General features: G+C 61.6%; 7 protein-coding genes. 6 read left to right on the top strand and 1 reads right to left on the bottom strand.

Translation table 11 applies throughout. From position 1 onward, the window contains the following. The first annotated feature begins 1 nt into the window (after nucleotide 1). The 6 genes from aroK to hemE all read left to right on the top strand — a co-directional run bounded on the left by aroK (nucleotide 2) and on the right by hemE (nucleotide 10,940). A complete protein-coding gene (aroK, locus tag BBF94_RS13230) occupies nucleotides 2-520 on the top strand; it encodes a shikimate kinase AroK (RefSeq protein ID WP_011332081.1) in 519 nt (172 codons plus the stop codon). 141 nt (nucleotides 521-661) lie between these two features. Beyond that, on the top strand, nucleotides 662-1,762 hold the full coding sequence (aroB, locus tag BBF94_RS13235) for a 3-dehydroquinate synthase (protein WP_065259470.1): 1,101 nt from the start codon (nucleotides 662-664) through the stop codon (nucleotides 1,760-1,762). Nucleotides 1,763-1,772: 10 nt separating this feature from the next. Continuing rightward, a complete protein-coding gene (locus BBF94_RS13240) occupies nucleotides 1,773-3,371 on the top strand; it encodes an AAA family ATPase (protein ID WP_065259471.1) in 1,599 nt (532 codons plus the stop codon). A 350-nt stretch (nucleotides 3,372-3,721) separates the two neighbouring features. Continuing rightward, nucleotides 3,722-8,167: a glutamate synthase large subunit gene (gltB, locus tag BBF94_RS13245; RefSeq protein ID WP_065259472.1), complete on the top strand. Its 4,446-nt coding sequence runs from the start codon at nucleotides 3,722-3,724 to the stop codon at nucleotides 8,165-8,167. A gap of 33 nt (nucleotides 8,168-8,200) precedes the next feature. After that, a complete protein-coding gene (locus BBF94_RS13250) occupies nucleotides 8,201-9,619 on the top strand; it encodes an FAD-dependent oxidoreductase (RefSeq protein WP_007909438.1) in 1,419 nt (472 codons plus the stop codon). Nucleotides 9,620-9,872: 253 nt separating this feature from the next. Then, nucleotides 9,873-10,940, top strand: coding sequence for a uroporphyrinogen decarboxylase (hemE, locus tag BBF94_RS13255; RefSeq protein WP_065259473.1), 1,068 nt, complete (start codon nucleotides 9,873-9,875; stop codon nucleotides 10,938-10,940). Nucleotides 10,941-11,073: 133 nt separating this feature from the next. Here hemE and BBF94_RS13260 read toward each other — a convergent pair whose 3' ends face one another. Then, complete coding sequence (locus tag BBF94_RS13260; RefSeq protein WP_404820942.1) at nucleotides 11,074-12,288, bottom strand: MFS transporter; 1,215 nt, start codon at nucleotides 12,286-12,288, stop codon at nucleotides 11,074-11,076. Nucleotides 12,289-12,327 lie beyond the last annotated feature (39 nt).

The raw sequence follows: 12,327 nt of genomic DNA on the forward strand, positions 1-12,327 counted from the left end.
TGTGCGAAATTTGATTCTTGTAGGACCGATGGGCGCTGGGAAAAGCACCATCGGCCGATTACTGGCCAAAGAGCTGCGCCTGCCGTTCAAGGATTCCGACAAGGAAATTGAACTGCGTACGGGCGCCAATATTCCGTGGATCTTCGACAAGGAAGGCGAGCCCGGTTTTCGTGATCGAGAACAGGCGATGATCGCCGAGCTGTGCGCGTTCGACGGCGTTGTGCTGGCAACCGGCGGCGGCGCGGTGATGCGCGATGCCAACCGCAAGGCGCTGCACGAAGGCGGGCGGGTGGTATACCTGCACGCCTCCGTCGAGCAGCAGGTCGGTCGCACCTCCCGTGATCGCAACCGTCCGCTGTTGCGCACTGCCAATCCCGAAAAAACCCTGCGCGACCTGCTGGCGATCCGTGATCCGCTCTATCGGGAAATCGCCGATCTGGTGGTGGAAACCGACGAGCGGCCACCGCGCATGGTGGTACTCGACATTCTTGACCGCCTGGCACAGCTTCCGCCCCGTTAAAGCCTCGCCGGAAATGCGCTATCCTCGGCGTCCTGTCGAGGGTTGTGGCGGATCGCACGCAAGCGGCGTCACACCCTCAAGACCGGGGACATCCGATAATTCAAGGCAGGACGCCTGCTTCCATCTTCACTGTGGGGACACATGCAGACACTCAAGGTCGATCTAGGCGAGCGCAGCTACCCGATTCATATTGGCGAAGGTCTGTTGGATCAGCCTGAACTGCTGGCTCCGCACATCCACGGGCGGCAAGTGGCAATCATCTCCAACGAGACCGTTGCGCCGCTCTATCTCGAGCGTCTGACTCGCAGCCTGGCGCAGTATTCGGTGATTTCCGTGGTACTGCCTGACGGCGAAGCCTTCAAGAACTGGGAAACCCTGCAATTGATCTTCGACGGTCTGCTGACCGCTCGTCATGATCGTCGCACCACAGTGATCGCCCTGGGGGGCGGTGTGATCGGCGACATGGCCGGGTTTGCGGCCGCCTGCTACCAGCGCGGTGTCGATTTCATCCAGATTCCTACCACGCTGTTGTCACAGGTCGATTCATCGGTGGGCGGCAAGACCGGGATCAACCACCCGCTGGGCAAGAACATGGTCGGCGCCTTCTACCAGCCGAACGTGGTGCTGATCGATACGGCGTCCCTGAAGACCCTGTCAGAGCGAGAGCTGTCGGCGGGCCTGGCCGAGGTCATCAAGTACGGTCTGATCTGCGACGAACCGTTCCTGAGCTGGCTCGAAGACAATATCGACGCCCTGCGTGCGCTGGACCAGAAAGCCCTGACTTATGCCATCGAGCGCTCCTGCGCCGCCAAGGCTGCGGTGGTCGGTGCCGATGAAAAGGAAACCGGTGTGCGCGCCACGCTCAATCTCGGCCACACCTTCGGCCACGCCATCGAGACCCACATGGGCTATGGTGTCTGGTTGCACGGTGAAGCGGTCGCTGCTGGCACCGTAATGGCGCTGGACATGTCCGCGCGCCTCGGCTGGATCAGCGAGCAGGAGCGTGATCGTGGCATTCGTCTGTTCCAGCGGGCCGGGCTGCCGGTCATTCCGCCGGAAGAAATGACCGAAGCCGATTTTCTCGAACACATGGCAATTGATAAAAAAGTGATCGACGGTCGTTTGCGCCTGGTGCTGCTGCGCCGGATGGGCGAAGCGGTGGTGACCGACGATTATCCGAAAGAGGTTCTACAGGCCACGCTGGGAGCGGACTACCGCGCTCTGGCTCAGCTTAAAGGTTAATAAGATTCCGATGACTAGTTTGCATGCCGACGAGGCGTTTCTCGGCCATTTCCAGTTAAGTCACGACCCCTTCGCCCCACGGGTCCCAGGCTTCAAGTTTTTTCCGGCCCAGCGCAAACCCGTGCTGGGGCAACTGCATCATCTGGCGCGTTACAGCCAGTTGCTGCTGGTGGTCACCGGCCCTCAGGGCAGCGGCAAGACGCTGCTGCGTCAGGCACTGGTGGCCAGTACCAACAAACAGTCGGTTCAAAGTGTCGTCGTCTCCGCCCGTGGTGCCGGCGATGCGGCCGGTGTGCTGCGTCAGGTCGCCCAGGGACTGGACGTTGCCCAGGCCGAGGTCGGGGCGATTCTCGATCAGGTCGTACAGCTGGCGTTGACCGGTCAGGAAGTCTATCTGCTGGTGGATGACGCCGAGCAGCTCGACGAGTCCGCGCTCGAAGCCCTGATGGCGCTGGGCGCCGGCGCGCCGGAAGGTCGCCCGCATGTGTTCCTGTTCGGCGAATCGTCGCTGATAGCTCAGCTTGAGGCGCTGCATCTTGAGGAAGAGCGCTTTCACGTCATCGAATTGCAGCCGTACACCGAAGAGGAAACCCGCGAATATCTCGATCAGCGGCTGGAAGGCGCCGGTCGGGGTGTCGAACTTTTCACCGCGGATCAGATCTCTGATATTCACGAAAGCTCCGAGGGCTGGCCCGGCAACATCAACCAGGTCGCCCGCGATGCACTGATCGAAGTCATGATTGCCAGCCGCTCTGCGGTGAAGCGTCCAAGTATGGGGTTCAACATGCCGAAGAAACACGTATTGGCGATTTCCGCCGTCGTCGTGGTGGCGGTCGCTGCCGCCTGGCTGATGCCCGGTCGCAACAAGGCGCCGACCGCCGGGGCGCCGGCCAATGAACAGGCTCAGCTGCCGCTGGGACAGGGCGGTGCGCCGAACGTGGAGTTCGCCGGTAACACCCAGCCGATGCCGTTGCCGCTGGTCGGCAATTCGCAACCGGTGATGCGCAAGCCTTTGGCCGAAGCGGCGGGCGGGATTACCGAGGGTGACGATGGCGTGCCGCTGGAAGGTTCGAGCAATACGCCGCCGACCGTAACCACTACCGCGCCACCGGCCGGTGTGCCTGCCGGACCGGCACCGACGCCGGTTCCGGTCCCTGCGGCCAAGCCGACGCCGGCACCGACCCAGGTTGCCACGGCCAAGCCAGTGCCTGCTCCGGCTGCGCCAGTGGCCAAGCCAGCCCCGGCGCCTGCCAAGCCTGTGGCTGCGGCCAAACCGGTCGAGAAAGCCGCCGAGAAGCCGGTTACCGTCGCCAAGGCCGCCGGTGGCAGTTGGTACGCAGGTCAAGCCCCGGGCAACTACGTGGTGCAGATCCTCGGCACCAGCTCCGAAGCGGCAGCGCAAAGCTTCGTCAAGGAGCAGGGCGGCGAGTACCGCTACTTCAAGAAAGTCCTCAACGGCAAGCCGCTTTACGTGATCACCTATGGCAGCTTTGCCAACCGTGATGCGGCCGTTTCTGCCATCAAGGCCTTGCCAGCGAAGGTTCAGGCTGGTAAACCTTGGCCTCGCACTGTCGCCAGCGTCCAACAGGAACTGGCAACAACTCGCTGAAGATTCGGCGGCCTTACCAAGGCCGCCTCTCCAAGCACCTCAAAATCTCTACAAGTGCGCGCCGCCCCTACGGGCCGCGTGCCTTGTGGTGTCTGCGTCACAGTAGTCTTTGAGTCGTTGCGGTCAGAATTAAAAAAGTTTTGACTAGCACAGCAGATCGCTTTAAACCTTTCACAAATGCGACATGGATTTGCGACATTTCGTCGTCAAATTTGTGAGCGTCTGTGTCGCTGTGTACAATGACCACCCTTTTGCCCCCGCAAAGCCGGCGTACGTTCGGCGCGAGATGCAAGTGGTTGAATTGAAAAGAAATTTGCCTCGAAAAGAGGCAGCCTGGTGAGAAAGTGTCTATGAAAGCAGGTCTGTACCAACCAGATGAATTCAAGGATAACTGCGGTTTCGGCCTGATAGCCCATATGCAGGGCGAACCCAGTCATACCCTATTGCAAACGGCCATCGAGGCCCTGACCTGCATGACCCACCGCGGTGGGATTAATGCCGACGGCAAGACCGGTGACGGTTGCGGTCTGCTGATTCAAAAACCCGACGCCTTCCTGCGTGCCATTGCCCAGGAAGCCTTCAGCGTCGAGCTGCCCAGGCAATATGCCGTGGGCATGGTCTTCTTCAACCAGGATCCTGCCAAGGCCGAAGCCGCTCGCGAGAACATGAACCGCGAGATCCTCGCTGAAGGCCTGCAGCTGATCGGTTGGCGCAAAGTGCCGATCGACACCAGCGTCCTCGGCCGTCTCGCCCTCGAGCGTCTGCCGCAGATCGAGCAGGTGTACATCGGCGGCGAAGGCCTGAGCGATCAGGACATGGCGGTCAAGCTGTTCAGCGCCCGTCGTCGTTCGTCGGTGGCCAACGCCGCTGATACCGACCACTACATCTGCAGCTTTTCCCACAAGACCATCATCTATAAAGGCCTGATGATGCCGGCCGACCTGGCCGCGTTCTATCCGGACCTGGGTGACCAGCGCCTGCAAACCGCGATCTGCGTGTTCCACCAGCGCTTCTCCACCAACACCCTGCCGAAATGGCCGCTGGCCCAGCCTTTCCGCTTCCTCGCCCACAACGGCGAGATCAACACCATCACCGGCAACCGCAACTGGGCCCAGGCCCGTCGCACCAAGTTCACCAACGATCTGATGGATCTGGAAGAACTCGGCCCGCTGGTCAACCGTGTCGGTTCCGACTCCTCGAGCATGGACAACATGCTGGAGCTGATGGTCACCGGCGGCATTGACCTGTTCCGTGGCGTGCGGATGATCATTCCGCCTGCGTGGCAGAACGTCGAAACCATGGACCCGGATCTGCGTGCGTTCTACGAGTACAACTCGATGCACATGGAGCCGTGGGACGGTCCGGCCGGCGTGGTAATGACCGATGGTCGCTACGCGGTGTGCCTGCTCGACCGTAACGGTCTGCGCCCGGCGCGCTGGGTCACCACCACCAACGGTTTCATCACCGTCGCCTCGGAAATCGGCGTCTGGAACTACCAGCCGCAGGACGTGATCGCCAAGGGCCGTGTCGGTCCTGGCCAGATCCTCGCCGTGGACACCGAAACCGGTCAGATCCTCGACACCGACGCGATCGACAACCGTCTGAAATCCCGTCATCCGTACAAGCAATGGCTGCGCAAGAATGCCCTGCGCATCCAGGCGACCATGGAAGACAACGATCACGGTTCGGCTTTCTACGACGTCGATCAGCTCAAGCAATACATGAAGATGTATCAGGTCACGTTCGAAGAGCGCGACCAAGTACTGCGTCCGCTCGGCGAGCAAGGCTACGAAGCCGTCGGCTCGATGGGCGACGACACGCCGATGGCCGTGCTGTCCCAGCGCGTGCGCACGCCGTACGACTATTTCCGTCAGCAGTTCGCGCAGGTCACCAACCCGCCGATCGACCCGCTGCGTGAAGCGATCGTGATGTCGCTGGAAATCTGCCTCGGTGCCGAGCGCAACATCTTCCAGGAATCGCCGGAACACGCCTCGCGCGTGATCCTCAGCTCGCCGGTCATTTCCCCGGCCAAGTGGCGCTCGCTGATGAACCTTGACCGCCCGGGTTTCGAGCGGCAGATCATCGACCTCAACTACGACGAAAGCGTCGGTCTCGAAGCGGCTATCCGCAACGTGGCCGATCAGGCTGAAGAAGCCGTGCGTGCCGGTCGTACCCAGATCGTCCTGAGCGACCGCCATATCGCGCCGGGCAAACTGCCGATCCATGCCTCGCTGGCCACCGGCGCGGTGCATCACCGTCTGACCGAAAAAGGCCTGCGCTGCGACTCCAACATCCTGGTGGAAACCGCCACCGCACGCGATCCGCACCACTTCGCCGTGCTGATCGGTTTCGGTGCCTCGGCGGTCTATCCGTTCCTGGCCTACGAAGTGCTGGGTGATCTGATCCGTACCGGTGAAGTGCTGGGCGACCTCTACGAGGTGTTCAAGAACTACCGCAAAGGCATCACCAAAGGTCTGCTGAAGATCCTGTCGAAGATGGGCATCTCGACCATCGCGTCCTATCGCGGTGCTCAGCTGTTCGAAGCGATCGGTCTGTCCGAAGAAGTCTGCAACCTGAGTTTCAAAGGCGTGCCGAGCCGCATCAAGGGGGCGCGTTTCGTCGACATCGAAGCCGAGCAGAAAGCACTGGCCACCGAAGCCTGGAGCCCGCGCAAGCCGATCCAGCAGGGCGGTCTGCTGAAGTTCGTCCACGGTGGCGAATACCACGCGTACAACCCGGATGTGGTCAACACCCTGCAAGCCGCCGTGCAGCAGGGCGACTACGCCAAGTTCAAGGAATACACCTCGCTGGTGGACAACCGTCCGGTGTCGATGATCCGCGACCTGCTCAAGGTCAAGACCCTCGACAAGCCGCTGGACATCAGTGAAGTCGAACCGCTGGAGTCGGTGCTCAAGCGCTTCGATTCCGCCGGTATCTCGTTGGGTGCCCTGTCGCCGGAAGCACACGAAGCCCTGGCTGAAGCCATGAACCGCCTTGGTGCGCGTTCCAACTCCGGCGAAGGTGGCGAGGACCCGGCGCGTTACGGCACCCTCAAGAGTTCGAAAATCAAACAGGTCGCGACCGGCCGTTTCGGGGTGACCCCGGAATACCTGGTCAACGCCGAAGTGCTGCAGATCAAGGTCGCCCAGGGTGCCAAGCCGGGCGAGGGCGGGCAACTGCCCGGCGGCAAGGTGAACGGCCTGATCGCCAGGCTGCGTTACGCCGTGCCGGGCGTGACCCTGATTTCGCCGCCGCCACATCACGACATCTACTCCATCGAGGACCTGTCGCAGCTGATCTTCGACCTGAAACAGGTCAACCCGCAGGCGCTGGTTTCGGTGAAACTCGTGGCTGAAGCGGGCGTCGGCACCATCGCTGCCGGTGTGGCCAAGGCCTATGCGGACTTGATCACCATCTCCGGCTACGACGGTGGCACCGGTGCTTCGCCGCTGACCTCGATCAAATACGCTGGTGCACCGTGGGAACTTGGCCTGGCCGAAACCCACCAGACCCTGCGCGGCAACGACCTGCGCGGCAAGGTCCGGGTGCAGACCGACGGCGGCCTGAAAACCGGCCTCGACGTGATCAAGGCGGCGATCCTCGGTGCAGAGAGCTTCGGCTTCGGTACCGCACCGATGATCGCGCTGGGCTGCAAATACCTGCGTATCTGCCACCTCAACAACTGCGCCACCGGTGTTGCGACCCAGAACGAGAAGCTGCGCAAGGATCACTACATCGGTACCGTCGACATGGTGGTGAACTTCTTCACCTACGTCGCCGAAGAAACCCGTGAGTGGCTCGCCAGGCTGGGCGTGCGTTCCCTCGAAGAGCTGATCGGTCGTACCGATCTGCTGGAAGTGATCGAAGGCCAGACCGCCAAGCAACATCACCTGGATCTGACCCCGCTGCTGGGCAGCGATCACATCCCGGCAGACAAGCCTCAGTTCTGTGGCGTCGAGCGCAACCCGCCGTTCGACCAGGGCCTGTTGGCCGAGAAGATGGTCGAGATGGCGACGTCGGCGATCAACGACCTCAGCGGTGCCGAGTTCGATCTGGACATTTGCAACTGCGACCGTTCGATCGGCGCGCGGATTTCCGGTGAAATCGCTCGCAAGCACGGCAACCAGGGCATGGCCAAGGCGCCGATCACCTTCCGCTTCAAAGGCACTGCGGGTCAGAGTTTCGGCGTGTGGAACGCCGGCGGCCTGAACCTGTACCTGGAAGGCGATGCCAACGACTACGTCGGCAAGGGCATGACCGGCGGCAAACTGGTCATCGTGCCGCCGAAGGGCAGCGTTTATCAGACTCAGAACAGCGCCATCATCGGCAACACCTGCCTGTACGGCGCCACTGGCGGCAAGCTGTTCGCCGCCGGCACCGCGGGCGAGCGTTTCGCCGTGCGCAACTCCGGTGCCCACACGGTCGTGGAAGGCACCGGCGATCACTGCTGCGAGTACATGACCGGCGGTTTCGTCTGCGTCCTGGGCAAGACCGGTTACAACTTCGGCTCAGGCATGACCGGTGGTTTCGCCTACGTGCTCGACCAGGACAACACCTTCGTTGACCGGGTCAACCACGAACTGGTGGAAATCCAGCGGATCAGCGGCGAGGCGATGGAAGCCTATCGCAGCCACCTGCAGAACGTGCTGAACGAGTATGTCGCGGAAACCGACAGCGAGTGGGGTCGTGAGCTCGCCGAGAACCTCGATGACTACTTGCGCCGTTTCTGGCTGGTCAAGCCGAAGGCTGCCAACCTGAAGTCGTTGCTTTCCAGCACCCGTGCCAACCCGCAGTGATATGCGCCTGAAGAGTTTGATGAGGTTTTAACAATGGCTGAACGTCTGAATAACGACTTCCAGTTCATCGATGTCGGGCGCAAGGATCCGAAGAAGAAACTGTTGCGTCAACGCAAGAAAGAGTTCGTGGAAATCTACGAACCGTTCAAACCCCAGCAGTCGGCCGACCAGGCCCACCGCTGCCTGGGTTGCGGCAACCCGTATTGCGAATGGAAGTGCCCGGTGCACAACTTCATTCCGAACTGGCTGAAGCTGGTGGCCGAGGGCAACATCCTTCAGGCCGCCGAACTGTCGCACCAGACCAACACCCTGCCGGAAGTCTGCGGTCGGGTGTGCCCGCAGGATCGTCTGTGCGAGGGCGCGTGCACCCTCAACGACGGCTTCGGCGCAGTGACCATCGGTTCGGTCGAGAAGTACATCACCGACACCGCGTTCGCCATGGGCTGGCGCCCGGACATGTCCAAGGTCAAACCGACCGGCAAGCGTGTCGCGATCATCGGTGCCGGTCCGGCGGGCCTCGGTTGTGCCGACGTGCTGGTGCGCGGTGGTGTGACCCCGGTGGTGTTCGACAAGAACCCGGAAATCGGCGGTCTGCTGACCTTCGGCATCCCCGAGTTCAAGCTCGAAAAGACCGTGTTGAGCAATCGCCGCGAAGTGTTCACCGGCATGGGCATCGAGTTCCGCCTCAACACCGAGGTCGGCAAGGACGTGACCATGGAGCAACTGCTCGCCGAATACGATGCGGTGTTCATGGGCATGGGCACCTACACCTACATGAAGGGCGGTTTTGCCGGTGAGGATCTGCCGGGCGTTTATGACGCGCTGGACTTCCTGATCGCCAACGTCAACCGCAACCTGGGCTTCGAAAAGTCGCCGGAAGATTTCGTCGACATGAAGGGCAAGAAGGTCGTGGTGCTGGGCGGCGGTGATACGGCGATGGACTGCAACCGCACCTCGATCCGCCAGGGCGCCAAGTCGGTGACCTGTGCCTATCGTCGTGACGAAGCGAACATGCCCGGCTCGCGCAAAGAGGTGAAGAACGCCAAGGAAGAAGGTGTGAAATTCCTCTACAACCGCCAGCCGATCGCCATCGTCGGCGAAGACAAGGTCGAAGGCGTGAAAGTGGTCGAGACCCGTCTCGGCGAACCGGACGCCCGTGGCCGTCGCAGCCCCGAGCCGATCCCGGGTTCCGAGGAGATCATCCCGGCCGACGCCGTGGTCATCGCGTTCGGTTTCCGTCCGAGCCCGGCGCCTTGGTTCGAACAGTTCGAGATCCAGACCGACAGCCAGGGTCGCGTCGTCGCGCCTGAGCAAGGTCAGTACAAGCACCAGACCAGCAACCCGAAAATCTTCGCCGGTGGCGACATGGTGCGCGGTTCCGACCTGGTGGTGACGGCGATCTTCGAAGGCCGCAATGCGGCGGAAGGGATCCTGGATTACCTGGGCGTCTAAGCCCGGATCCTGAGCCAAACGCAATAACCCTGTGGGAGCGAGCTTGCTCGCGAAAGCGGCCTGTTAGTCAACTTCAATGTTGGATGTACAGGCCTATTCGCGAGCAAGCTCGCTCCCACAGTTGTTTCTCGGTGTTGCTGATAGCGCATTTCCAGCGCGACAAATTGACCCGATAGACAAAAGGCTGACCTGCATCCGTGCCTTTTGCGTCGCGCTCTGAGAAAATGCCCGCACTTTTTTTCCGGATGCCGACATGACTGCCCTGAAGAACGACCGTTTCCTCCGCGCCCTGCTCAAGCAACCCGTAGACGTCACCCCGGTGTGGATGATGCGCCAGGCCGGCCGCTACCTGCCGGAATACCGCGCCAGCCGCGCCCAGGCCGGTGATTTCATGAGCCTGTGCATGAATCCGGAATTCGCCTGCGAAGTCACGCTGCAACCACTGGACCGCTACCCGCAACTGGACGCGGCGATCCTGTTCTCCGACATCCTCACCATCCCCGATGCCATGGGCCAGGGCCTGTACTTCGAAACCGGTGAAGGCCCGCGCTTCAAGAAAGTCGTCAGCACCCTGGCCGACATCGAAGCCCTGCCGATCCCGGATCCGCAAAAAGACCTCGGCTACGTGATGGACGCGGTCAGTACCATCCGCCGCGAACTGAACGGCCGCGTGCCGCTGATCGGTTTCTCCGGCAGCCCGTGGACACTGGCTACCTACATGGTCGAAGGCGGCTCGTCGAAAGATTTCCGCAAGACCAAGGCGATGCTCTACGACAACCCGCAAGCCATGCACCTGCTGCTGGACAAGCTGGCGCAGTCGGTGACTGCGTACCTGAACGGCCAGATCCAGGCCGGCGCGCAAGCGGTGCAGATCTTCGATACCTGGGGTGGCAACCTGTCGGCGGCGGCATATCAGGAATTCTCCCTGGCCTACATGAAGAAAATCGTCAGCGGCCTGATTCGCGAGCACGAGGGTCGCAAGGTGCCGGTGATCCTGTTCACCAAGAATGGCGGCCTGTGGCTGGAAAGCATCGCCGAGGCCGGCGCCGATGCACTGGGCCTGGACTGGACCTGCGACATCGGCAATGCCCGCGCCCGCGTCGGTGACAAGGTTGCCTTGCAAGGCAACATGGATCCGACCGTGCTCTACGCCAAACCGGAAGCGATCCGTACTGAAGTGGGCCGCATTCTCGCCAGCTACGGCAAGGGCAGCGGCCATGTATTCAACCTCGGCCACGGCATCACCCCGGAAGTCGATCCGGAACACGCTGGCGCGTTCCTGCGGGCGGTGCATGAGTTGTCGGCGCAGTATCACGAGTAATCATGTTTCAATAAAAAACGCCCGATGCAAAATGTGGGAGCGAGCTTGCTCGCGATAGCGGTTTATCAGTCGGCAGATTTATTGACTGACACTCCGTAATCGCGAGCAAGCTCGCTCCCACATTCGTTTTGGATCAGGCTTTGACACCACCCAACGGCGGCAACTTCGCCAGCTTCAACGCCACCAACAGCGCCACCAGCAATAGCGCGCCGATGAACAAACCAATGCCGTTCCAGCCGCCAAGGTGCCAGAACACCCCGCCTGCCGTCCCGGCGATGCTCGACCCGGCGTAATAGCTGAACAGGTAAAGCGACGAGGCCTGGCCCTTGGCCTTGAGCGCCCGGCGGCCGATCCAGCTGCTGGCCACCGAGTGGGCGCCGAAGAAGCCGAAGGTGAAGATCAGCATGCCGATGATCACCAGAGGCAGCGGTGTGAACATCGTCAGGGCGAGGCCGGCGAACATCAGGGCGATGGTAGCCCACAGCACTTTGCGGCGGCCCAGTTTGTCGGCAAGTGAGCCGATTTTCGCCGAGCTGTAGATACCCGACAGATAGACCACCGACAACAGGCCTACAAACACCTGATCCAGGTGATAGGGCTCGGCCAGCAGGCGGTAGCCGATGTAGTTGAACAGGGTGACGAACGCACCCATCAACACGAACGCCTCAAGGAACAGCAGCGGCAGGCCGGCGTCGCGAAAGTGCATGGTAAAGCCGTCGAGCAGGCTGCGCGGGTGCAGCGAACGAGAACGGAAGTTGCGCGATTCGGGCAGGATTTTCCAGAACACCGCCGCCGCGATCAGCGCCAGGGCACCGATCACCAGCATCGCCGTGTGCCAGCTGACGAAGTCGATCAGTACACCGGTAATCAATCGCCCGCTCATCCCGCCAATGGCGTTGCCGCCGATGTACAGGCCCATCGCCAGACCGATGTGCTGCGGATGGATTTCCTCGCTCAGGTAAGTCATTGCCACCGCCGCCAGACCGCTCAATGACAGCCCGATCAGCGCGCGCATGATCAGTACGCCGTGCCAGCTCGGCATCATCGAACTGGCGATGGTGCACAGGGCTGCGGCAAACAGCGCGGCGACCATCACCGGTTTGCGTCCCACCCGATCGGAAATCGGCCCGGTGATCAGCAGACCGAAGGCCAGCATGCCGGTGGCCACTGACAGGATCAGGCTGCTCTGCGCCGCGTTGATCGAATATTCGTGGGACAGCAGCGGCATCATCGGCTGCACGCAGTACAGCAGGGCGAAGGTCGCGAAGCCGCCGCTGAACAGCGCGAGTACCGTGCGCATGAACGCGGGCGTGCCTTTCTCGATGTAGATCTCTTGCAGTTCGGTCATTACATCGTCCGCCGCAGCGGGCGGGACTTCATGGGCCAG

Source organism: Pseudomonas bananamidigenes, assembly GCF_001679645.1.
In the GTDB taxonomy this organism is placed as follows: domain Bacteria; phylum Pseudomonadota; class Gammaproteobacteria; order Pseudomonadales; family Pseudomonadaceae; genus Aquipseudomonas; species Aquipseudomonas bananamidigenes.

Coding starts and splice junctions, on each gene's coding strand:
- hemE (WP_065259473.1), top strand. CDS start 9,873: ATGACTGCCCTGAAGAACGACCGTTTCCTCCGCGCCCTGCTCAAGCAA.
- gltB (WP_065259472.1), top strand. CDS start 3,722: ATGAAAGCAGGTCTGTACCAACCAGATGAATTCAAGGATAACTGCGGT.
- BBF94_RS13240 (WP_065259471.1), top strand. CDS start 1,773: ATGACTAGTTTGCATGCCGACGAGGCGTTTCTCGGCCATTTCCAGTTA.
- BBF94_RS13250 (WP_007909438.1), top strand. CDS start 8,201: ATGGCTGAACGTCTGAATAACGACTTCCAGTTCATCGATGTCGGGCGC.
- aroB (WP_065259470.1), top strand. CDS start 662: ATGCAGACACTCAAGGTCGATCTAGGCGAGCGCAGCTACCCGATTCAT.
- BBF94_RS13260 (WP_404820942.1), bottom strand. CDS start 12,288: ATGACCGAACTGCAAGAGATCTACATCGAGAAAGGCACGCCCGCGTTC.